At 75.8% G+C, this 21083-nt stretch carries 20 protein-coding genes and 1 riboswitch; of the genes, 13 read left to right on the forward strand and 7 right to left on the reverse strand.

The features are described from left to right. Window positions 1-42: 42 nt before the first annotated feature. The gene (locus tag BMZ16_RS00580) at window positions 43-603 is read right to left on the reverse strand and encodes an ATP-binding protein (protein WP_143082695.1); all 561 of its coding nucleotides are present in this window, start codon (window positions 601-603) and stop codon (window positions 43-45) included. Window positions 604-872: 269 nt separating this feature from the next. Here BMZ16_RS00580 and BMZ16_RS00585 point away from each other — a divergent pair, with 269 nt between their 5' ends. After that, complete coding sequence (locus BMZ16_RS00585) at window positions 873-1835, forward strand: LLM class flavin-dependent oxidoreductase (protein WP_369822477.1); 963 nt, start codon at window positions 873-875, stop codon at window positions 1833-1835. A gap of 25 nt (window positions 1836-1860) precedes the next feature. Here BMZ16_RS00585 and BMZ16_RS00590 read toward each other — a convergent pair whose 3' ends face one another. Continuing rightward, window positions 1861-2526, reverse strand: coding sequence for a GNAT family N-acetyltransferase (locus BMZ16_RS00590; protein WP_089797528.1), 666 nt, complete (start codon window positions 2524-2526; stop codon window positions 1861-1863). A 240-nt stretch (window positions 2527-2766) separates the two neighbouring features. Between BMZ16_RS00590 and BMZ16_RS00595 the strand changes: the two genes are divergently transcribed. The 6 genes from BMZ16_RS00595 to BMZ16_RS19090 all read left to right on the forward strand — a co-directional run bounded on the left by BMZ16_RS00595 (window position 2767) and on the right by BMZ16_RS19090 (window position 9479). Beyond that, window positions 2767-4788 (forward strand): penicillin-binding transpeptidase domain-containing protein, encoded by a 2022-nt coding sequence (locus tag BMZ16_RS00595; protein WP_255366273.1) that lies wholly within the window; start codon window positions 2767-2769, stop codon window positions 4786-4788. Between the two features lie 44 nt (window positions 4789-4832). After that, a complete protein-coding gene (locus BMZ16_RS00600) occupies window positions 4833-5810 on the forward strand; it encodes an aldo/keto reductase (protein ID WP_089798627.1) in 978 nt (325 codons plus the stop codon). Window positions 5811-5880: 70 nt separating this feature from the next. Further along, complete coding sequence (locus BMZ16_RS00605) at window positions 5881-8178, forward strand: SpoIIE family protein phosphatase (protein ID WP_089797532.1); 2298 nt, start codon at window positions 5881-5883, stop codon at window positions 8176-8178. Then, complete coding sequence (locus tag BMZ16_RS00610; protein ID WP_089798628.1) at window positions 8175-8804, forward strand: 1-acyl-sn-glycerol-3-phosphate acyltransferase; 630 nt, start codon at window positions 8175-8177, stop codon at window positions 8802-8804. Before BMZ16_RS00605 ends, BMZ16_RS00610 begins: the two co-directional genes overlap by 4 nt. Before the next feature lie 31 nt (window positions 8805-8835). Beyond that, complete coding sequence (locus BMZ16_RS00615; protein WP_089797534.1) at window positions 8836-9006, forward strand: CsbD family protein; 171 nt, start codon at window positions 8836-8838, stop codon at window positions 9004-9006. Window positions 9007-9252: 246 nt separating this feature from the next. Then, window positions 9253-9327: riboswitch (cyclic di-GMP riboswitch) on the forward strand. A 14-nt stretch (window positions 9328-9341) separates the two neighbouring features. Then, on the forward strand, window positions 9342-9479 hold the full coding sequence (locus BMZ16_RS19090) for a hypothetical protein (RefSeq protein WP_177199542.1): 138 nt from the start codon (window positions 9342-9344) through the stop codon (window positions 9477-9479). 75 nt (window positions 9480-9554) lie between these two features. On the opposite strand, the gene BMZ16_RS00620 is transcribed toward BMZ16_RS19090, so the two are convergent. Beyond that, window positions 9555-12149 (reverse strand): lysylphosphatidylglycerol synthase transmembrane domain-containing protein, encoded by a 2595-nt coding sequence (locus BMZ16_RS00620; RefSeq protein ID WP_089797536.1) that lies wholly within the window; start codon window positions 12147-12149, stop codon window positions 9555-9557. Window positions 12150-12303: 154 nt separating this feature from the next. Between BMZ16_RS00620 and BMZ16_RS00625 the strand changes: the two genes are divergently transcribed. Together BMZ16_RS00625 and BMZ16_RS00630 are read left to right on the forward strand one after the other, a co-directional pair. Further along, window positions 12304-12537, forward strand: a complete 234-nt coding sequence (locus BMZ16_RS00625; RefSeq protein WP_089797538.1) for a hypothetical protein — start codon at window positions 12304-12306, stop codon at window positions 12535-12537. 130 nt (window positions 12538-12667) lie between these two features. Continuing rightward, the gene (locus BMZ16_RS00630) at window positions 12668-13252 is read left to right on the forward strand and encodes an HdeD family acid-resistance protein (protein ID WP_089797540.1); all 585 of its coding nucleotides are present in this window, start codon (window positions 12668-12670) and stop codon (window positions 13250-13252) included. 103 nt (window positions 13253-13355) lie between these two features. Here BMZ16_RS00630 and BMZ16_RS00635 read toward each other — a convergent pair whose 3' ends face one another. Then, complete coding sequence (locus tag BMZ16_RS00635) at window positions 13356-14222, reverse strand: CPBP family intramembrane glutamic endopeptidase (protein WP_089797542.1); 867 nt, start codon at window positions 14220-14222, stop codon at window positions 13356-13358. Between the two features lie 173 nt (window positions 14223-14395). Here BMZ16_RS00635 and BMZ16_RS00640 point away from each other — a divergent pair, with 173 nt between their 5' ends. From BMZ16_RS00640 to BMZ16_RS00655, 4 genes are read left to right on the forward strand one after another with little or no spacing between them, the layout of a single operon-like run. Beyond that, the gene (locus BMZ16_RS00640; RefSeq protein ID WP_089797544.1) at window positions 14396-15016 is read left to right on the forward strand and encodes a hypothetical protein; all 621 of its coding nucleotides are present in this window, start codon (window positions 14396-14398) and stop codon (window positions 15014-15016) included. Beyond that, window positions 15013-15318, forward strand: coding sequence for a transcriptional regulator (locus BMZ16_RS00645; protein ID WP_089797546.1), 306 nt, complete (start codon window positions 15013-15015; stop codon window positions 15316-15318). Before BMZ16_RS00640 ends, BMZ16_RS00645 begins: the two co-directional genes overlap by 4 nt. After that, window positions 15315-16295, forward strand: coding sequence for an ABC transporter ATP-binding protein (locus BMZ16_RS00650; RefSeq protein WP_089797548.1), 981 nt, complete (start codon window positions 15315-15317; stop codon window positions 16293-16295). Before BMZ16_RS00645 ends, BMZ16_RS00650 begins: the two co-directional genes overlap by 4 nt. After that, entirely contained in the window at window positions 16292-17086 is a 795-nt protein-coding gene (locus BMZ16_RS00655; protein ID WP_089797550.1) for an ABC transporter permease, read from the forward strand. Before BMZ16_RS00650 ends, BMZ16_RS00655 begins: the two co-directional genes overlap by 4 nt. Before the next feature lie 52 nt (window positions 17087-17138). Here BMZ16_RS00655 and BMZ16_RS19600 read toward each other — a convergent pair whose 3' ends face one another. The 3 genes from BMZ16_RS19600 to BMZ16_RS00670 form a co-directional block, all read right to left on the reverse strand. Further along, entirely contained in the window at window positions 17139-17462 is a 324-nt protein-coding gene (locus tag BMZ16_RS19600; protein ID WP_255366274.1) for a type II toxin-antitoxin system antitoxin, read from the reverse strand. Next, window positions 17459-18418 carry an SPFH domain-containing protein gene (locus BMZ16_RS00665; RefSeq protein WP_089797551.1) on the reverse strand — a complete coding sequence of 320 codons (960 nt, stop codon included), beginning with the start codon at window positions 18416-18418 and terminating at the stop codon, window positions 17459-17461. The genes BMZ16_RS19600 and BMZ16_RS00665 overlap by 4 nt, the downstream gene beginning before the upstream one ends. A gap of 194 nt (window positions 18419-18612) precedes the next feature. Beyond that, a complete protein-coding gene (locus tag BMZ16_RS00670) occupies window positions 18613-21009 on the reverse strand; it encodes a heavy metal translocating P-type ATPase (RefSeq protein ID WP_089798630.1) in 2397 nt (798 codons plus the stop codon). Between the last annotated feature and the right edge of the window lie 74 nt (window positions 21010-21083).

Here is a 21083-nt window from a genome sequence, read left to right on the forward strand (position 1 = left end):
GGCGCCGCGTCCGTCCCCTGGTCGGGACGCGCGCCGGGACCGTCAGGTCGTCGGCTCGGCCGGGATCGTGGCCCAGACGTGCTTGCCGCCCGGGTCGGACCACCAGCCCACGCTGCTCGACAGGCGCCGCGCGATCTGCAGCCCGAACCCGCCCTCGCCGGGCTCGCGGCCCTGGGCCAGGAAGGGGGCGTGCGTGGTGTCGCAGTCGGACACGACGATCAGCACGGCGTGCCCGTCGATCGCCAGGCTGACCTGGGCGGGCGGGCGCCCGTGCGCGAGGGCGTTGGTCGCGAGCTCGGACGCCACGAGGACGACGTTGTCCGGCCCGGTGTCGTCGCCGCCGGCCGGGGGGGCGGACGCGGCGAGCTGCTCGCGCAGGTCACCGCGCATGGCCCGCAGCTCCGAGGCGCTGCGCAGCACCCAGCGGCGCACCGGCACGTACGTCTCCGGCGGGCGGGTGGCGGGCAGGGTCCGCCCGTGCGCGGGGTCGGTGAGGGCGTCGTCGGGCGGCAGGGCGGCCGGGGGTGCGTGCTCCGCGTCGAACCGGCTGCCGGCGGGGGGCGGCGGGGTGCCCGGCGACGTCAGCTGCTCGTCGTGGCTCATCGCCCGCACCCCCTCTCCTCGGTCCCGCCGGCGGCCGCGCGTCCGTCGGTGCGTGTCGTCCGCGCCCCGGTCCCCGGCCACGGTAGGCGCCCACGCCGGATCCCACCACTGAGGACCGCGGTGCGCCGGGGACGAGATGAACCGCCGTCCAGCCGTGCCCGCACGGGCCACCGGGGCGTTGCCCGCGACCGGAGGGGCCGGGTCGGACGGGTCAGACCGTACCGCGCGGCGCGCAGACCGCGGGCGCACGGGTGCGCGGGGCGGTGTGGGTGGGTCTCGGTAGCGTCGGCGGCAGCGGGCGGGGACGCCCGGCGGGGCCCGTCCACGAGGCGCACGCGGTGGCCGGGGCCGACGGTGGCGTGCCGGACGAGAGGAGAGGTGCCGTGCGGTTCGGGTTCGTGGGCAGCTTCGGGACGGTCCAGCAGGTCGTCGACCTGGCGGTGGAGGTCGAGGAGCACGGCTGGGACGGGTTCTTCACGTGGGACGGCGTCGACGTCGACGGGATGGACGCGTGGGACCCGTGGGCGGTCCTCGCGGCGGCCGCGGTGCGCACGCACCGGGTGACCCTCGGCGCCCTGGTGCACGCGCTGCCCCGGCGGCGGCCCTGGGTGGTCGCCAAGCAGGCGGTGACGGTCGACCACCTGTCCGGGGGGCGGCTGGTGCTGCCCGTCGGCCTCGGCGTGCCCACCGACGGTGCCGTGGCCGGCGTGAGCGGTGAGGCGCGGACCGTGCGGGAGCGCGCCGAACGGCTCGACGACGCCCTCGACGTGCTGGACCGGGCGTTCACCGGCGAGCGGTTCGACCTGGAGGGCCGGCACCTCACGGTGCACGGGCTGCGGCTGCGGCCCGTGCCGGTGCCCCGGCCGGACGGGCGCACGCGGATCCCGGTGTGGGTCGTCGCCGCCTACCCGTCGGACCGGTCGATGGCCCGGGCCGCACGGTGGGACGGGGTGGTGCCGCAGCACCGCGGGGAGCGGGCGACGGCGGACCTCGAGCCGCAGGACGTCGCCGACGTCGTCGCGTGGCTGCGGGCGCACCGCCCGGCGGACGCCGGCCCGTTCGAGGTGGTCCTGCACGGTGCGCTGCCCGCCGACCGGGGCGCGGCGCGCGAGCGCGCGGCGGCGCTCGCCGAGGCCGGGGCGACCTGGTTCGTCGACGCGCTGTGGGACCCCGCCACGGCGACGCCGGAGGTGCTGCGCGACCGGGCCCGCCTCGGGCCTCCGGTGACGTGACGTCGGCATGGGGACGCCGGTGCCGTCAGCGGCCGGGCGCGGCCGCCGGGCGGCTCATGGGGTAGATGTGCGGCCCGCGGGGCGCGAGCGGCACCGGCTGGTGCGCCTCGGTGTAGCCGCGGTCCGCGTAGTAGCCGACGTTCTCCTCGTTGGTCGTCTCCAGGTAGGAGCGCGCGCCGTGCGCGTCGACCTCGGCGAGGAACCGGCGCAGCAGGACGCTGCCGCGCCCGGCCCGCTGCAGATCGGGGCGCACGCCGAACGCCTCCACGTACCAGCTGTCCGCGGGGACGCCGCGGGACGTGAGGTCGCCGAACCGGATGATGCCCGGGCTGTGCTCGCGCGTGCGGGACGCGATGCGCAGGATCCGGCCCGCCTGCCGCGCCCAGCGCCCGACGCCCATGGGGTAGGTCCCCGGCGGGTACAGCGCGAGCACGCCCGTGACCTCGCCGTCGAGCGTCGTGGCCAGCACCTGGCCGTGGCGCAGCCCGTCCGCCAGGGTCATGCGGTACACCTCGCGCAGCTCCCGCTCACGGCGCGCCGTGACGGGGAAGAGGTGCCGGTAGCCGGGGTCGTCCGCGAGGGCGGCCGCGAGGACGGCGGCGGCCTGCCTCCGGTCGCCCGGGGCGAGGGGGCCGACCGCGTCGGGCGGGTCGGCGCGCTGCGTCACGGGCGGGCGTCCCCCTGCGTCCATAGGGGCATCGTGTCTCGGACGTGCGTCCAGGTGCAACCGGAACGTCACGGCGCGTCCGGTTCGTCGCCGCCGTCGCAACCGGAGGTGGGGAGGACGGGTGAAGATGCCCCCCGAACCCGCACGCGGCACGGCACCGGGATGACAGGCTCGGAGGGCCCCCGTCCGGCCCGCCACGACGTCGTGCGCGGGGACGGCGCCGCACCCGTCGGCGCCCGCGCGGGGACGACGAGGAGGACGAGGGTGCGAGCCGCACGAACGACCGGCCGGGACGCCGCCCGACGCTGGGCCACCGCGGTGCTGGTCGCCGCCTCGACGACGGCCGGGCTCGCCGCCTGCAGCCCGAGCGTCCCGGACGCCCGCCCCGCGGCCGATGCCCTGGCGGACGCGCTCGGCTCGGGCGACTTCGGTGCGGTCCCGCTGACCGGTGACTCGCCGGCACCCGACGAGATCGCGGCGACCCGCGCGGCCGTGGTCGAGGGGCTCGGGGAGTCGACCGCGACCGCCACGGTCCAGGAGGTCACCGTCGCGCAGGACGAGCAGAGCGCCACCGCGCGGCTCGCCGTGGCCTGGGACCTGCCGTGGACCGACCAGGACTGGTCGTACGAGGTGACGGCCCGGCTCGAGCGCGTCGAGGACGACGCGGAGCAGCCGTGGCGCGCGGCCTGGCAGCTGCCGCTGCTGGGCCCCGACCTGACGGAGGGGGAGCGGCTGACCGTGTCCCGGCAGTCGGCGGCGCGGGGCCCGGTGCTCGGCCAGGGCGACGCCGCGATCGTCGTGGACCGCCCGGTGCGACGCATCGGCATCGACCGCACGCGCGTCGCCGAGGGGGACGTCGACGCGGCCGCGCGCGCTCTGGCCGGGGCGCTCGGGACGGACGCGGACGCGTACGCCGCGCGCGCCGTGGCGGCGGGGCCCAAGGCGTTCGTCGAGGCGATCGTCGTGCGCGAGGAGGACCCGTCGTACGACCTGGCGGCCCTGGGTGCGCTGCCCGGTGTCACGCTCGTCGCCGACGAGATCCCGCTGGCACCGACCCGGGCCTTCGCGCGGCCCGTCCTCGGTACGGTCGGCGAGGCGACCGCCGAGATCATCGAGGCCTCCGAGGGGGCCGTCGCGGCGGGTGACCAGGCCGGCCTCTCGGGGCTGCAGCGCCAGTACGACGACCACCTGCGCGGCACCCCCGGGGTGACCCTGCGCGCCGTCGCGCAGGACGGCGGCGCGGAGCGGCTGCTGCTGGACGTGCCGCCGGTGCCCGGCGAGCCGCTGCGCACGACGCTCGACCTCGACCTGCAGACGCGTGCCGAGGGGCTGCTCGCCGGGATCGAGCCCGCGGCGGCGATCGTCGCACTGCGGCCGTCCACCGGTGAGGTGCTGGCCGCCGCGAGCGGGCCGGGCGGCGAGGGGCTGTCGACGGCGACCGTCGGGCAGTACGCACCCGGCTCGACCTTCAAGGTCGTCAGCGCGCTGGCGTACCTGCGGGGCGGGCTCACGCCCGACTCCACGGTGAGCTGCCCGCCGACCGTCACCGTCGACGGTCGCACGTTCCAGAACTTCCCCGGCTACCCGGCGTCGGCGCTCGGTGACGTGCCGCTGCGCACGGCCTTCGCCAACTCCTGCAACACCGCGATGATCGGGTTGCGGGACATGGCGGACCAGGGCGAGCTGCTGGCCGCCGCCCGCTCGCTGGGCCTCGAGCCGGCCGCCGAGCTGGGGTTCCCGGCGTTCCTGGGGACCGTGCCGGACGAGGCGTCGGCCACGGCGCACGCCGCGTCGGTCATCGGCCAGGGCCAGGTGCTGACCTCACCGCTGGGCATGGCGACCGTGGCCGCCTCGGTGGGAGCCGGCCGCACGGTCGTGCCGCACCTCGTGGTCCCGGACGCGGACGCCGCGCAGGCCGGCACCCGGGCCGGTGACGCCGAGGGCGGGCCGGCGGACGGCGCCGCGGCGGACGACGGCGACGCGTCCGCCGAGCCGCAGGACGACCTGCCGGCCGCCACGCCCCTGACCGGTGACGAGGCGTCGGCGCTCCAGGCGATGATGCGGGCCGTCGTCACCGAGGGCGGGGCGGGCCTGCTGGCCGACGTGCCCGGCGACCCGGTGCTGGCCAAGACGGGCACCGCGCAGTTCGGGCAGGACGCGGACCTGCGCAACCACGCCTGGATCATCGCCGTGCACGGCGACCTGGCCGTCGCGGTGTTCGTGTCCGAGGGGGACTACGGTTCGACGACGGCCGGTCCGCTGCTGCGCGCGTTCCTGGCCGGATGACGGCCGGGGTCCGCCCCCCGGGGACGCCGACGTCGGGAGGGACGATGACCGCACGCCACGTGCCGGGGGAGCCGGGCTGGTTGCGCCCGCTGCCGGGGACCGCGCTGACCGTGAGCGCCCTCGCCCTCGGTGGGGGACCGCTGGGCAGCATGCCGCAGCTCTTCGGGCAGGAGGTCTCCCCGGAGCGCGGCATCGACACGGTGCGGGCCGCGCTGCACAGCGACGTCCGGTTCATCGACACGTCCAACGGCTACTCGGACGGTGAGAGTGAGCGTCGCATCGGTGCCGCGCTGACCGCGGCCGGCGGGCTCCCGGCCGGCTACGCGGTCGCGACCAAGGTCGACCCGGACGGTGCCGACTACTCGGGCGAGCGCGTGCGCCGGTCGGTCGAGGAGTCGCGCTCCCGGCTGGGCCTGGACCACCTGCCGCTCGTGCACCTGCACGACCCGGAGTTCCACGAGTTCGACGACCTGACGGGTCCGGACGGCGCCGTCGAGGCCCTCGTCGAGCTGCGCGAGTCCGGGGTGGTCGGGGCGATCGGCCTGGCGGGCGGGCGGGTGCAGGAGATGGCGCGCTACCTGGCGCTCGGGGTGTTCGACGTGCTGCTCGTGCACAACCGCTGGACCCTGGTGGACCGGTCCGCCGGTCCGGTCGTCGCCGAGGCCCGGGCGCAGGGCATGGGGGTGCTGAACGCGGCGGTGTACGGCGGCGGGATCCTCGCCCACCAGCAGGGCGGGCCCACCACCTACGGCTACCGCCCCGCCCCGCCGCAGGTGCTCGACGCGGTGGACGCGATGCGGCGTACGTGCGCGCGGCACGGCACCGACCTGGGCACCGCCGCCCTGCAGTTCTCCCTGCGCGACGAGCGCTTCGCCTCGACGATCGTGGGCATGTCACGCCCGGAGCGGGTCGCCCAGACCCTGGCCGCGGCGGCCGTGCCCCTGCCGGACGACCTGTTCGAGGAGCTGGAGACGCTCGTGCCGCCGGCGGCGACCTGGCTCGACGCCCCCTTCGACAGCTGACGCCCCCGCATCCATTACCGTTTCAGGGCAAGGTCGGGGCGTGCGCCCCCGCCGCGGGGACGGAGCGAGGATGACCGACCAGGGACCTGGGCCAGGACCCCTGACCTCCGCGGGGGACGTGCTCGCGGACCTCGACGCCTGCGCCGAGGAGCCGATCCGGATCCCCGGCTCGGTGCAGCCGCACGGGGTGCTGCTCGCCGTCTCGGAGCCGGACCTGGTGGTCCGGCACGTGTCCGCCAACGTCGCGGACCTCACGGGGCTCGCGGTCGACGAGGTCGTCGGCGCGCCGCTGGGTGACGTGCTGGGTGCGGCGGCCGAGCGGGCGGTGCGGGTGCACGTGCGCACGTTCGGCGACCTGCGCGCGCGCAACCCGGTGTCCGTCGACGTGGCCGGACCGCACGGCCCGGTCACGGCCGACGCGATCCTGCACCGCATCGCCGTCGGTGGGCGCACGCTGCTCGTGGTCGAGCTGGAGACGGCCACCGGGCCGCGTCCCTTCTCGTTCCCCAACACGTACCAGGCCATCCGCTCCGCCCTCGAGAAGCTCAACGGTGCCGGCACCCTGGACGAGCTGTACGACGTCGCCGCGCAGGAGGTCCGCGCGCTGACCGGGTTCGACCGCGTGATGGTGTACCGGTTCGACGAGGACCACAACGGTGAGGTCGTCGCCGAGGCGCGCCGGGCGGACCTCAACGCGTTCCTCGGTCTGCACTACCCGGCGTCCGACATCCCGCCGCAGGCCCGCGCGCTGTACGAGACCAACTGGATCCGGCTCATCGCCGACGTCGGGTACCGCCCGGCGCCGATCGTGCCCGCGTGGGACCCCGCGTCGGGCGAGCCGCTGGACCTGACGCACGCGGTGCTGCGCAGCGTCTCGCCGGTGCACGTCGAGTACCTGACGAACATGGGCGTGCGGGCGTCGATGTCGATCTCGCTGCTGCGCGAGGGGCGCCTGTGGGGCCTCGTCGCCTGCCACCACTACGCCGGTCCGCACGTGGTGCCGTTCGGTGTGCGGGCGGCGGCGGAGTTCCTCGGGTCGGCCCTGTCGCTGCGGCTGATCGCCCGCGCGGAGGACCGCGAGCTGGAGCGGGAGCTCGCCGCCCAGGGGGCGATGACCCGCGTGCTGGGGCTCGTGCGCGACCCCGACCACGGGCTGGCGGAGGCCCTCGCCGGTGACGACGGCCTGCTGACGGTCGTGCCCGCCCACGGCCTGGTCGTCGTCGCGGACGGGACCACCGCCACGGCCGGCGACGTCGCCGTCGACGTGCCGGCCCTGCGCGCGTGGGTGCTCGCGCAGCCGGATCCGGTGACGGTGCGCACGCACCTCGGCACCACGGACCCGGAGCTGGCGGACGTGCTGCCGGACGTCGCCGGTGTGCTGGCGGTCCGGCTGCCCGACGACCAGGTGATCGTCTGGCTGCGGTACGAGCAGGTGCGGGACATCTACTGGGGCGGCGACCCGCACAACAAGGCGATCGCGCACCGCGAGGGCGACGCGGTGCGGCTGAGCCCGCGCAAGTCGTTCGACCAGTGGCGCGAGGTGGTGCGCGGTCGCAGCGAGCCGTGGGCACCGGAGCACGTGCGGGCGGTGCAGGACCTGCGCAGCGGGCTGCTCGAGGTGATCATCACGCGCAACCGGTGGCAGATGGCCGCGGCGCACGCCGTCCAGCTGTCCCTGCTGCCGCGGCGACTGCCCGAGCTGCCCGGCTGGAACCTGCAGGCACGCTACGTCCCGGCGGCCGGGGGGCGCGTCGGCGGCGACTGGTACGACGCGCTGGAGCTGCCGGACGGCCGGTTCGTCGTCGTCGTCGGGGACGTGGCCGGCCACGGGCTGGGCGCGGCCGCCGCGATGGGACAGCTGCGCAACGCCCTGCGGGCCTACCTCATGCGGGGGGCGGAGGTCGGCGAGGCGCTCGTCGACCTCGACGAGCTGGCGCGTCGCACGATGCCGGACGACATGGCGACGGTCGTCGTCGTGGTGGTCGACCCGGCGACGGGGGAGGCGCACGTGGCTGCCGCCGGGCACCCGCGGCCGCTGGCCCTGAGTGCCGACGGGGACGCGGCGCTGATGGCGCTGCGGCTGGACCGGCCCATCGGGGTCGGCTCGGGTGAGCCTCCCGTGCAGTCTCTGCACATCGAGCCGGGCGGTGGGCTGGTCCTGTACAGCGACGGTCTGGTCGACTCGCGGTCGACCGCCCTGGCCGACGGCATCGACCGGCTGGTCCGCCGCTTCGACCGCCCCGACCCGACGGTCCCGGTCGACATCGACGAGGTCGTGGCCGCGTGCTCCGACCCTGACTCCAAGGACGACATGACGCTGCTGCTGCTGTGCCGGGACGCCGACCTGCCGCCGGGGGCCCGCCCGTGACCGCCCGTCGGGCCGTCGCCCGCGCCTACTGGCGGGTGAGCCGCTGGACGCTGCGGACCGAGCGGGTGCCGCAGGACGGGTCCGGCATCATCCTGGGCGCCCCGCACACGTCCAACTGGGACTTCGTCCTGATGCTCGCGATCGCGTGGGAGGCGGGGCTGCCGTTCCGGTGGCTCGGCAAGCACACGCTGTTCCGGGGGCCCGCCGGTCCGCTGATGCGCGGGCTCGGTGGCATCCCGGTCGACCGCCGCGACCCTGCCGGGCTGGTGGACGACCTGGTCGCGCGCATGGGCGCCGGCGAGCACTTCTACCTCGTCGTGACGCCGGAGGGGTCCCGGTCCGGGTCGGGGTGGAAGTCGGGCTTCTACCGCATCGCGCGGGCGACGGACCTGCCGGTCACGCTCGGGTACGTGGACCGCACGACCATGACGGCCGGTCTGGGCCCGACGCTGACGCTCACGGGCGACGTCCGGGCGGACATGGACCGGGTGCGCGCGTTCTACGCGGACAAGGCCGGGGTGGTCCCGGCGCGCCGCACGGAGCCGCGGCTGCGCGACGAGGGCGCCACCGACGGCGGGCCCGTGGGCGAGGGCCCTGCGGATGCGGGAGCGTCGGACCGGACCTAACGTCGGGGGGTCACGACGAAGGGAGCTCATCATGGGTCTCGACGACAAGATCAAGAACTCCGCGCAGCAGGCCGAGGGCAAGGCCAAGGAGGCCGTCGGCAAGGCGACGGGTGACGAGGAGCGCGAGGCCGAGGGCCGCGCGGACCAGTCCTCGGCCAACCTCAAGCAGGCCGGCGAGAACGTGAAGGACGCCTTCCGCTGATCTTTCGGACGGTGTGCGGGTGCCCCGCACCCGCCGGACGCCCCCGGGACCGACGTCGGTCCCGGGGGCGTCGTGCTGCCGGGGCGCTCGCGTCACCCGGACGGGCGCAGGTCAGCGTCGCGTCGAGCCGACACGCCCCCTGCGGGGCGCGGGATGATCGGCCGAGCGGGTGAATTGGGCTCTCGTCCAGGACGAGTGACCGGAATCACTACCGCTCAACGTGAGAGCCGTCTAATGTCGGACTTGTCAGCGAAACGGCAAACCCTCCGCAAGGAGGGGACGCAAAGCCACGGGACCCACGAGGTCAGCCGGGCTACCGAACGAAGGGTTCCGTCATGGACCAGCGCAACTCCGCCGCAGAGCCGCACGAGGTTCGCCCCCAGGTCCTCCCCGTCGCACGGTGGGCGGCCATCGCCGCACGCCTGGAGGCCACGGTGAGCGTCCCCGCCCAGCGCGACGCGCTGGCGGCCTGACGACGTCACATCCCCCGACGCACCACCCCGCGGCCCCGCCGTCCTCCCCCCGGACTGCGGGGCCGCGGTCTGCCCTCAGAGCTCGCCGACGCGCTGGAGGTACCGCATCGCCATCCAGCCGAACGGGATCCGCAGCCAGAACGTCAGCAGGCGGAACAGCAGGGCGACCGTGGTGGCGACACCGGCGTTGATGCCGGTGATGGTGTAGAGGCCGAGGCCCAGCGCGGACTCCACGGTGCCGATGCCGCCGGGCGTGGGGATGATCGCGCCGGCGGTGTTGCCGGTGAGGTACACGAGCGCGACCTGCACCAGCGAGGCGTGCTGCCCCAGCGCGGCCAGCGCGGCGTCGAACGCGAGCACGTACCCCATCGTCATGAGGACGTTGCCGCCCAGCGCGAGGGCGAGCCGCCACGGCTGCCCCAGCACCTCGATGAGGCGCGGCAGCGTCTGGCGGACGGTCGGCCCGACCCGTCGCTGCACCCACGCGCGCACGGGCGGGAACAGCAGGGCGAGGCCGACCAGCGCCGCGAGGACCGCGAGCGCCACCAGCATGGGCGGCGACACGGAGAACGAGGACGGCGAGTGCACGCCCGAGGTCACCGTGAGGACCAGGAGCAGCAGCAGCGTGGTGATGAACTGGCTCACCTGCACCAGGGCGACCGTGGCGCCGGCCAGGGTCGCGCTGACGCCGCGGCGGGTGAGCATCCGCAGGTTGAGCGCTGCCGGGCCGATGCCCGCGGGTGCCGCGAGGGCCACGAACGTGGCGGCCGACTGCACCAGCGTCGCGCGCCACACCGGCAGCTTCACGGGGGAGAACGCGACGAACGCGAGGCCGGCCCCGAGGAGCGTCACCATGCCGAGGGCCGCGGCGAGGGCCGAGTACCGCCAGTCGCTGGCGGCCAGCACGGGGCCGATCTCGGCGACGTTGACGGCGGTGAGCACGGCGAACACGGCGACGATCGTCAGCACGATGGTGACGAGCGTGCGGGCGCCGAACCGGACGAGCTGCTCGGGGTGGACGTCCGCCTCGGGCAGGCGCGCGACGAGCGCGGAGCGCAGCTCGGCGAGCACCTCCTTGTGGGCGCGCATCTCGTCGCGGGTGCGGCGCGGCAGTGCGACGGTCTGCAGCAGCGGGCCGATGGCCTCGATGTCGCCGTCGGGCAGCACCTCGACGGCCGAGCCGACGGCGCGCTCGGCGCCCACGCGCAGGGCCAGGAGGGCGACCAGCTGGGTGGTGTCCATGCGGCGCGCGAGCTCGGAGGAGGCGACGTCGCCCTGCTCCCACGCCGTCAGCCACACGCGCGGGCCGGTGGGACCCCGCTCGACGAGGATGGCGTCGGACGTCAGCGCCCGGTGGGCGATGCCCGCGGCGTGGCCGAGCTGCAGCTGGGCCCAGATCGCGTGCAGCACGTCGTCGTCGACGTCGTCGGTCTCGAGGTCGGACAGGGGCACGGCGGACCCCGTGCTCTCCTGGAGCAGGAGCATCGAGTCCTCGGCCTCGGCGATGCTCAGCAGCTGCGGGGTCCGCACGCCGGCGGCGCTCGCGGCGTAGGAGAGCAGTGCCGCGCGCTCGGTGGCCTGCCGCAGCGAGAGGGCGGAACGGCCCTCCAGGCCGCGCAGGCGCAGGGAGCGCCACAGCCGGGTGATCATGCCGACCACCTGGCGGTCGCCGTCGAACACCAGCAGGTCGAGGTGGCGCCCGTCGTCGGTGGTCACGTCGTAGAGCCGGTCGCCGGCGGCGCGCACGAGCGCCCGCTGCGCGGGCGTGCCCTGCGGCAGCCGGGCGACCCCCTCGACGGTCGCGGTGGTGCGGTCGCCCAGCAGGGCCGGGTCGGGCACGCGGGTGACGGTGGCGGGCTCGACGCCGGCGCGGCGGATGCCGGCGAGCAGCGTGCGGGCGTAGGCGCGCTCGGGGTCCACGCCTCCCACGTAGCGACCCAGCAGCCCGGCGGTCCGGCCCACGAGCAGGGCCAGGCCGATCCCGGCGAGGGACACGGCTGCCGTGATGAGCACGACGCCGGTGGTCACCCACAGCAGGTTCCACGACCAGGCGACGCTGCGTCGTCGGCTGCGGGGCCCGGCGACCGTGAGCAGGGCCGTCAGCATGGCGGCGTACTCGGGGATGGTCAGCTGCCACACCCCGCCCAGCCGCACGGACAGGCCGTGGCGCAGGCCCTCGGAGCCGAAGGTGTCGAACGTCCAGTACAGGGCGGCGACGAGCAGGAGCGCGCCGATCGCAGCGAGCACGGCCTGCAGCAGCTGGCGGCCGAGGCGTCGCAGGGCCAGCTCGGTCAGCACGGCGATCGGCACGACGACGGTGGTGAACCCGACGAGCACGTTGACGGGCACGAACAGGATGCGGCGCAGCAGGGTCGCGAACCCCTGGACGTCCTCGGCCACGCCCGTGGTGGTGTTCTGCGCGTAGGTCGCCAGCACGACGACGAGCACGGCGATCAGCGCCGCGAGCGTGGCGCCGAGCAGGTCGACCGGGCGGTGGACCCGCTGGGGGCGGACGTCCACCACGTCGACCGGTGAGCGGACGGCGCGGACGTCGCCGTCGGGGGAGGGGTCGGTGAGGGCGGCGCGGGGTGCCGTGGCCGGCGGTGCCGCGGACGGTGGCCGGGGGTCGTCGCCGGCACCGTCCGGTGCGCGCGGCGGCGAGATCGACATGATGGCGAGTCTAGGCAGCGTGCCGCGCGGCGCTCGTCCACCTTGCGGCGGGTCCTGCGCGGCCGTGTCTCCGTCCCGGGTGTCAACATGTGTTGACATCGCAGGGTGAGCGCGTCAACATGAGTTGACGTCAGCACGTCGACGGAGGACCACGATGACCGAGGAGGAGACCGACATGTCCGCTCTGGTCGCCCGCGCCGAGGACGACGACCCGCTCGGCGCGCTGCTGGCGCTGTCGCGGCTGCGCCGTGAGGTCGACCGCCGCGAGGCCGTCGCCGTGCGTCGCGCCCGTGCCGCCGGCGTCCCGTGGGCGGCGATCGCCGTGATGCTCGGGGTCAGCAAGCAGGCCGTCCACCGCCGCTACGGCGGGCGTCGCCGCGAGGACTGACCCGCGTCGCACCCGGCGCCCGGCGCGCCCCGTGCGGCCGTCCGCGCTACGTTCGGCCCGGAGGTGCCGCCGCGTGGTCACCGACCGCGCCACCTGACCCCGGGCCGCAGGGCTCCGTGAGGAGGTCACGATGGTCGACGACGTCACCGCGCAGGTCGTGCGGACCGTGCGCAAGGTGTGGTGGCTGCCCGTCGTGCGCGGCGTGCTGCTGCTGGTGCTCGGGCTGCTGCTCATGGCCCAGCCCGCCGCGTCGCTCGCGGCGATCGTCTGGCTCTTCGGGATCTTCGCCGTCGTCGACGGCGTGCTGCTGGTCGTGCAGGGACTGGTCGACCGCGGCGTCCCGGGCTGGACGTGGTGGGTGGTCGAGGGCGTCGCCGGCGTCGCCGTCGGCGCGGTCGTGGTGCTGTGGCCCGGCCCCACCGTGCGCGTGCTGTTCTTCCTCCTCGCCGCCTGGCTGCTCGTGCTCGGCGTCGTCTCGATCATCGGAGCGGTGGCGCTGTCCCGCTACCGCGACCCCGGCTGGCACTGGCCGCTCGCGTTCGGTCTGGTCAGCACGCTGTTCGCGGTGCTGCTCATCGCCCGGCCGCAGGGCTCGCTCGCGGTGTTCGGCGTCCTGCTGGGGCTGTTCGCGTTCGTCGGCGGCGCCATGAACGTGGTCAGCGGGTTCGCGGTGCGGCAGATGGTCAAGGACCTCGGCCGTCCCGCGGTGCCGTGACCACCGCGGTGCCGTGATCACCGCGGTGCCGTGATCACCGCGGTGCCGTGAGTCCCGCGGTGCCCTGAGCCCGGCGGTGCCGTGAGCCTGGCGGTGCGGGGCGTCAGGTGACGCCGATGGCCTCGAGCCACTCCTCGGGCAGCAGCGCGTAGCCCACGAACGCGACGACGTCGAGCGCCGTGTGCGCGACGACGAGGGGCATGACGCGGCGTCGTCGCCGGTAGTACTCGGCGAAGACGACGCCCATGACCACGTTGCCGATGAACGGCCCCCAGCCCTGGTACAGGTGGTACGAGCCGCGCAGCAGGGCGCTGGCGGCGATGATCGCCGGCGTCCGCCACCGCAGGTCGCGCAGGCGCTCCATGAGGTAGCCGACCGCCACGACCTCCTCGAGCAGGGCGTTCTGCAACGCCGAGAGGATGAGCACGGGCACGGTCCACCAGGCCGCGTTGAGCGCCGCGGCCTGCACCTCGACCGTGATGCCGAGCGCACGACCGGCCACGTAGAGACCGAGACCGGGGATGCCGATGAGCGCCGCGAGCCCGATGCCGAGGCCCAGGTCCCGCCACGGTCGCGTGCGGTCGAGCCCGATGCGGCGCACCGCGGAGCGGCCGTTGGCGGAGAGCAGGTACAGCGCGAGCGCGACCGGCAGCAGCGCGAACCCGATGGACAGCAGCTGGTACGTCAGGTCGAGGTAGGGGCGCGGCGACCGGCTGGCGTTGAGCGTGGTGGTCTGGCTCGCCAGGGGTGGGCCGGCCGTGAGCTTGGCGACGAGCGCGACGACGGCGTAGACCGCCGACTTGCCGAGCGACAGGCCCAGCACGATCCAGATCTCGGCGGTGAGCCGCCGGGCGACGGCGCGCTCGCCGGGGGGCGGCGCGGCGTGCGGCAGCCCGTCACCGGCTCCGGCGGCGCTGCCGCGCCCGTCGTCCTCGCGCGCGCCCCCGCGCCCGCCGACCGCACGTCCCATGCTCGCAGGCTACGTGCCGTGCGTCCGGGCGGCGCGGCCGGTCCCGTGGCGTGTCCCGGGGCGTGGGCGTCCCGGCTGCGCGTGCGGGGGTGACAGGGTCTTGACCGCAGAGTGGACGCGGGTGCAAAGTGGTTTGCATGACAAAGTCGAACGACGACACCCGAAGGTCCGCCGTGCCGGACGACGACACCCCGCCGGACCCCCGGGAGGGGCTCGCGATCGTCGCCGCCCAGCAGCGCCGCGTGCGGGACTCCGACGTCGACGACCGCGTGCTCTTCGGCGTCTGGGGCGTCGCCTGGCTCCTGGGCTACGGCGCGCAGTGGTGGACGGCCACCACGTCGCCCACCCGCACGGCCACCGGAGTCGGCGGCCTCGTGTTCGGCGTGCTGGCGGTCGCCGGGCTCGTGGTCACGCTCGTCCACGTCACGCGCGCCACCCACGGGCTCGCCGGCACCAGCCGCCAGGTGGGCGCGATGTACGGCTGGGCCTGGATGCTCGGGTTCGTCGGCCAGGGGCTGCTCGTCGCGGGCGTCGTGCGCGCCGACGCGAGCCCGGTGGTCGTCACCGTCGTCGCCAACGGCGTCGCCTGCCTGGTCGTCGGCCTGCTCTACATGGCCGGCGGCGCGCTGTGGCGTGAGGTCTCGATGTACGCCCTGGGCGGCTGGATGATCCTCACCGCGGCGGCCGCGGGCCTGGTGGCCATGCCCGCCGGCTACCTCGTCATGTCGCTGGCCGGCGGCGGCGGGATGCTCGTCGGCGCGGCACTCGCCGCGGTGCGACGGCGGCGCGCATGAGCGAGGTCGACCTCGATCCCGTCATCCACTCGGCGTCCCGGCTGCGGGTCGTCGCCACCCTCGCCGCCCTCGAGCGCGGCGACCGGGTCTCCTTCCCCCGGCTGCAGAAGCTGCTCGACATGACCGCCGGGAACCTGTCCACGCACCTGCGGCGCCTCGAGGACGCCGGGTACGTCACCCAGACCAAGACGCACGTCGGCCGCACCCCGGCCACGTACGTGGAGCTCAGCCCCGCCGGACGGCTCGCGTTCGAGCGGTACACGCAGACCCTCACGGAGCTGCTCAAGGGAGCGCAGGAATGAGCACCGACACCCCACCCCCCGTGCTCGTCGAGCACGTCACGCGGCGCTTCGGCACCGTCACCGCGCTCGACGACGTCAGCCTGCGGGTCGACGCGGGCGAGATCGTCGGCCTGCTGGGACCCAACGGGGCCGGCAAGACGACCCTGCTGTCGCTGGTCGCCGGTCTGCGCACCCCGGACGAGGGCACCGTCCGCGTCTTCGGGGGCGACCCGCGTGACCCCGCCGCCCGCACCTCGCTCGGCACCACCCCGCAGGAGACGGGCCTGCCGGAGACGCTGAAGGTCCGTGAGGTCATCGACTTCGTCGCCGGGCACTTCGCCGACCCCATGCCCCGCGACGAGGTCATGACGCGGTTCGGCCTCACCGAGCTGGCCGACCGGCAGACCGGTGCGCTGTCCGGCGGGCAGAAGCGCCGGCTCGCGGTCGGGCTGTCGCTCGTCGGCCGCCCGCGCCTGGTGCTCCTCGACGAGCCGACGACCGGGCTGGACGTCGAGGCGCGGCACGTGCTGTGGCAGGCGCTGCGCGACTACCACGCCGACGGCGCCACGGTCATCGTCACCAGCCACTACCTCGAGGAGATCGAGGCGCTGGCCCAGCGCGTCGTCGTCGTCGGGGGCGGGAGGGTGCTGGCCGACGACACGCTGGCGCGCGTCCTCGACCTCGTCGCCGTGCGGCGGGTGAGCCTCACGGTCGCAGGTCCGGTCGCCGGCCTCGCCGCGCTGCCGGGCGTCCAGGAGGTGACCGGGACCGGCGAGGTCCCCGGAGGCCTGCGGGTCACGCTCGTCGCGTCCGACGCCGACGCGGCCGTGCGCGCGCTCGTCACCACGGGCGTGCCGTTCACCGACCTCGAGGTGCGCGGCGCGTCCCTCGAGGAGGCCTTCCTCTCCCTCACCACGCGCGACGCCGACGTGCTGCCCGACGCACCCGCGTCGCGGCGACCCGCGGCCGCGCCCGCCCTCCCGGAGGTGGTCCGATGAGCACGACGACCCGCGCGGCCGTGCCCGCCCCGCCGCTGCGACCCTGGGCGTCGCTCGCGTGGCTGCACACCCGCTACCAGTTCCTCGAGACCGTGCGCGTGCCGATCGCCGTCATCGGCAACCTGCTGTTCCCGGCGCTCGCGCTCCTCTTCTTCGTCGTCCCGCAGGACGCCATCACGTCCGACCCGCTGGCGTCGACCGCGGCGATCGCCCAGCTGGGGACCTTCGCCGTGATGTCCGCGTGCCTGTTCACGCACGGCGCGGGCGTCGCCGAGGACCGCGCCAAGCCGTTCGACCCGTTCGTGCGGACGCTGCCCGCACGGCCCGGGCCGCGGCTGGCCGGGCGCGTCGTCAACGGGCTGCTGTGGGCGTACCTGGCGCTCGTGCCGCCCGTCCTGGTCGGTGCGCTGCTGACGTCCGCCTCGCTGACCGGCCTCCGCGCCCTGGGTGCGTTCGTCATGGTCGCGCTCGTGGCCGTGCCGTTCACCCTCCTGGGGCTGGCCATCGGCTACGCCATGTCGACCAAGGCGGCCCTCGCGGTCGTGCAGTGCGTGCTGTTCCCGCTCGCGTTCGCCGGCGGTCTGTTCATGCCGCCCGAGATCTTCCCGGGTTGGCTGGACGTCATCTCGCAGGCACTGCCGTCGCGGGCCGCGCGTGACCTGGTCGTCCAGGTCACCACGGGGGTCGAGGGTAGTGCGGTGGCGCTGCCGGTGCTGCTCGCGTGGACGGCCGTCTTCGCGGCGCTCGCCGTCGCCGCCGTCCGCTCGGACGAGGGGCGGCGCTTCCGCTGACCACGCCGTGACGGTCGCGCCGGCACCCCTGGTGGGGGTGTCGGCGCGACGATCACGGCGTCGCGCGCGGCCGCCCGCGACGCGGCGGGGCGCCCGCCGCGTCCGGCATGCGTCCGGCGTCCTTCAGCGCGCGGCGCAGCAGCAGGTCGATCTGCGCGTTGACGCTGCGCAGGTCGTCCGCCGCCCACCGGGCCACGGCGTCGTGCACCGCGGGGTCCAGGCGCAGCAGCACCTGCCGCCGCTCCCGGCGTCCCGGGCGCGCGGGTGCACCCTCGTCACCCGGCGGTGCGCTCGGGTCGGCCCCGGCCGGCGCGTCCCCCTGCGCGCCGCCCGGGGCCGGCGGTGAGTCCGCCCCCACGGGCTCGTCGGCCGTCACGCGTAGAGCGACCCGGTGTTGATGACGGGTGTCGCGCGGGACTCGCCGCACAGCACGACGAGCAGGTTCGACACCATGGCGGCCCGGCGCTCGTCGTCGAGCTGGACCACGCCGTCGGCCTCGAGGCGGCTCAGCGCGCCCTCGACCATCGACACGGCACCCTCGACGATGCGCTCGCGGGCGGCGATGATCGCGCCGGCCTGCTGGCGCTGCAGCATGGCCTGGGCGATCTCGGGGGCGTACGCGAGGTTGGAGATGCGGGCCTCGATGACCTCGAGGCCGGCGATGACGACGCGGGCCGCGACCTCGGCGGCGATCTCCGCCGACACGACGTCCGTGGCGCCGCGCAGCGAGTTCTCGCCGTTCTCCGCGTGGTCGTACGGGTGCGACATCGCGACGTGGCGCAGCGCGGACTCGGACTGCACGCGCACGAAGTCGGCGTAGTCCTCGACCGCGAACGTGGCCTTGGCGGTGTCGGCGACCTGCCACACGACGATGGCCGCGATGTTGATCGGGTTGCCGTCCTCGTCGTTGACCTTGAGCTCGTTGGTCTCGAAGTTGCGGACCCGCACGGAGACGTTCTTGCGCACGGTCAGCGGCACGGTCAGGACCAGGCCGGTGCGCCGCACGGTGCCCATGTAGCGGCCGAAGAGCTGGACGACCCGCGTCTGCCCGGGGCTGATGACGGCGATGCTGGTGGACAGGAGGATGCCGACCAGGATGAGCGCGATGCCGAGGAAGCCCCACGCGTCCTGCCCCGTGGTCTCGGCGTGGACGAACAGCGGGATCGACGCGCCCAGGGAGCCCAGGGCGAGCAGGAGCACGACCGCAGCGGGGCCGGCGCCGAGCGCCCAGGCGTCCCGCTCGACCACGTCGACGCGGGCGCCGTTGTGGCCGACCGGCCGGCCGCTCGGGTCGCCGCCCACGGAGTCCTGCGGCGGTGCGGTGTCGGGCATGGTGACCTCCAGAGGGGGAGAAGCGCGGGTGCGCTATCAAAGTGATATCACTTTAGCACCGGACCCCGACCCGGCGGACCGAGGACGGTGCACCTCACCCGGCCGGACGCACGCGCGCCGGCAGCCCGGGACGACGACGGGCGCGGCACCCGCGGGTGCCGCGCCCGTCATGGCGTCGCTCGGGACAGCGCCGGTCAGGAGAACCGGCGCAGCCGCAGCGAGTTCGTCACCACCAGGACCGACGAGAACGCCATGGCGGCGCCCGCGATCATGGGGTTGAGCAGCCCGAGGGCGGCCAGCGGGATCGCCGCGACGTTGTACGCGAACGCCCAGAACAGGTTCTGCCGGATGATCCGCAGCGTGCGCCGCGACAGCCGGATCGCCTGCGGCGCGGACGCGAGGTCCCCGCGCACCAGCGTGAGGTCCGCCGCCTCGATGGCGACGTCCGTGCCGGTGCCCATGGCCAGCCCCAGGTCGGCCGTGGCGAGGGCCGCGGCGTCGTTGACGCCGTCACCGACCATCGCGACGCGCGCGCCGCCGGACTGCAGCCGCTCGACCGCCGCGACCTTCTCGTCGGGGAGGACCTGGGCGACCACGTCCTCGTCCGCGATGCCGACCGCACGGGCCGTCGCCAGGGCGGCGCCCCGGTTGTCGCCCGTCAGCAGCACCGGGCGCAGGCCCAGCGCCCGCAGGTCGCGCACGGCCTGCACCGACGTCGGCTTCACCGGGTCCCGCAGCACCAGGACGCCGCGGGCGCGCCCGTCCCACGCGGCCACGACCGCCGTCGCCCCGTCCGCCTCCGCCGCGGCGACCGCGTCGGCCACCTCGGTGGTGCGCACGCCCTGCTCGTCGAGCCAGCCGAGGCGGCCCACCAGCACGCGGCGCGCGAGCCCGACCCCGCTGTGCGCGGTGCGGACCACGCCGCTGACGCCGCGGCCCGCGTCGGCGCGGAACTCCCGCACCTCCTCGGTGCCGACGGCGACACCGTCGGCACCCACCGCCTCGGGGGCGGGGGAGGCCGGTCCGGCCTCCGCACCCACCGCGTCCGCGATCGCCCGGGCGATCGGGTGCTCCGCGAGCCGCTCGACGGCGGCGGCGAGGCGCCGGACCTCGTCCGCGTCCTCACCCGCCGCGGGCACGACGTCGACCAGGGCCATGCGCCCGGCCGTGACCGTGCCCGTCTTGTCGAGCACGACGGTGTCGACGCGCCGGGTCTCCTCGAGGATCTCCGGACCCTTGATGAGGATGCCGAGCTGCGCGCCGCGCCCGGTGCCGACCAGCAGCGCGGTGGGCGTGGCCAGCCCCAGGGCACAGGGGCAGGCGATGATCAGCACCGCGACCGCCGCGGTGAACGCCGCCTGCACCCCGCCGCCGGTCGCGAGCCACACGAGCAGGGTGCCCACGGCGACGACCAGCACGACGGGCACGAAGACCGCGGAGATCCGGTCGGCCAGCCGCTGCACGGGCGCCTTGCCGGTCTGCGCGTGCGCGACGAGCCGTCCGATCTGCGCCAGGCGGGTCTCCTCGCCCACGCGCGTGGCCCGGACCACCAGGTGGCCCGACGTGTTGACGGTCGCGCCGGTGACCTCGTCGCCCGGCCCGACGTCGACGGGCACCGGCTCTCCGGTCAGCAGCGACGTGTCGACCGCGCTGGTGCCGGACACCACCACGCCGTCCGTGGCGACCTTCTCGCCCGGGCGCACGGCGAACTCGTCCCCGACACCCAGCGTCCCGACCGGCACCCGGCGCTCGACGCGCCGCCCGTCCGGCCCGGTGACCAGCAGCGCCACGTCCTTGGCCCCCAGGTCGAGCAGGGCGCGCAGCGCGTCGCCGGCCCGGCGCCGGGACCGGTGCTCGGCGTACCGGCCGGCCAGCAGGAACGTGGTGACGACGGCCGCGACCTCGAAGTACAGCTCCGGCATGCCGCCGCCGTGGCCCGCGTCGGCCGCGGGGAACAGCGTCGGGGTCATGCGCATCCCGAGCTCGCCCGCACCGCCCAGCAGCAGGGCCCACAGCGACCAGGCGGTCGCCGCGACGACGCCGATCGACACGAGCGTGTCCATGGTCGACGCCCCGTGGCGTGCGGCCCGGAAGGCCGCACGGTGGAACGGCCAGGCGGCCCACGTGGCCACCGGCAGCGCGAGCGCGGCGACCAGCCACTGCCAGCCGCGGAACTGCGTCGCGGGGACCATGCTCAGCACGACGACGGGAACGGTCAGCACGGCCGCGACGCGCAGCCGGCGACGCAGGTCCGCCCCGCGGGTGTCGTCGGGGGCGGAGGTGTCGTCGTCGGGGTCGTGCTCCATGCCGGCGTGCTGCATGCCGGACAGGGCGTGCGCGACCTCGTCGTGGCCGGACCCGTGGCCCGACCCGTGGGCCGTGTCGTGGCTCCCCGGCCGGGCCACCGGCCGCGCGTCGTAGCCCGCGGCGCGCACGGCCGCGACCAGGTCGTCGACGGTCGGCGCCGGGGCGTCGTCCGTCGGCGTGACGTCGACGTGCGCCGTCTCCAGGGCGAGGTTCACCGTCGCGCTGGCGCCGGGAACGCGGTTGAGGCGCTTCTCCACGCGCGCGACGCACGACGCGCACGTCATGCCCTCGACGGCCAGGTCGATCCCGACGGGCGTGACGCCGTCCGGCGTCACCGCCCCGGGGGCCGCGGCGGCAC

This window comes from Cellulomonas sp. KH9 (assembly GCF_900114185.1).
Lineage (GTDB): Bacteria > Actinomycetota > Actinomycetes > Actinomycetales > Cellulomonadaceae > Cellulomonas.

Bases quoted from the DNA above. Each gene is read 5' to 3' on its own strand.
- BMZ16_RS00590 (WP_089797528.1), bottom strand. From the start codon at position 2,526: ATGGACGCAGGGGGACGCCCGCCCGTGACGCAGCGCGCCGACCCGCCC.
- BMZ16_RS19090 (WP_177199542.1), top strand. From the start codon at position 9,342: ATGGACCAGCGCAACTCCGCCGCAGAGCCGCACGAGGTTCGCCCCCAG.
- BMZ16_RS00635 (WP_089797542.1), bottom strand. From the start codon at position 14,222: ATGGGACGTGCGGTCGGCGGGCGCGGGGGCGCGCGCGAGGACGACGGG.
- BMZ16_RS00650 (WP_089797548.1), top strand. From the start codon at position 15,315: ATGAGCACCGACACCCCACCCCCCGTGCTCGTCGAGCACGTCACGCGG.
- BMZ16_RS00615 (WP_089797534.1), top strand. From the start codon at position 8,836: ATGGGTCTCGACGACAAGATCAAGAACTCCGCGCAGCAGGCCGAGGGC.
- BMZ16_RS00655 (WP_089797550.1), top strand. From the start codon at position 16,292: ATGAGCACGACGACCCGCGCGGCCGTGCCCGCCCCGCCGCTGCGACCC.
- BMZ16_RS00625 (WP_089797538.1), top strand. From the start codon at position 12,304: ATGACCGAGGAGGAGACCGACATGTCCGCTCTGGTCGCCCGCGCCGAG.
- BMZ16_RS00665 (WP_089797551.1), bottom strand. From the start codon at position 18,418: ATGCCCGACACCGCACCGCCGCAGGACTCCGTGGGCGGCGACCCGAGC.
- BMZ16_RS00580 (WP_143082695.1), bottom strand. From the start codon at position 603: ATGAGCCACGACGAGCAGCTGACGTCGCCGGGCACCCCGCCGCCCCCC.
- BMZ16_RS00620 (WP_089797536.1), bottom strand. From the start codon at position 12,149: ATGTCGATCTCGCCGCCGCGCGCACCGGACGGTGCCGGCGACGACCCC.
- BMZ16_RS00670 (WP_089798630.1), bottom strand. From the start codon at position 21,009: ATGACGTGCGCGTCGTGCGTCGCGCGCGTGGAGAAGCGCCTCAACCGC.
- BMZ16_RS00630 (WP_089797540.1), top strand. From the start codon at position 12,668: ATGGTCGACGACGTCACCGCGCAGGTCGTGCGGACCGTGCGCAAGGTG.
- BMZ16_RS00605 (WP_089797532.1), top strand. From the start codon at position 5,881: ATGACCGACCAGGGACCTGGGCCAGGACCCCTGACCTCCGCGGGGGAC.
- BMZ16_RS00645 (WP_089797546.1), top strand. From the start codon at position 15,013: ATGAGCGAGGTCGACCTCGATCCCGTCATCCACTCGGCGTCCCGGCTG.
- BMZ16_RS00600 (WP_089798627.1), top strand. From the start codon at position 4,833: ATGACCGCACGCCACGTGCCGGGGGAGCCGGGCTGGTTGCGCCCGCTG.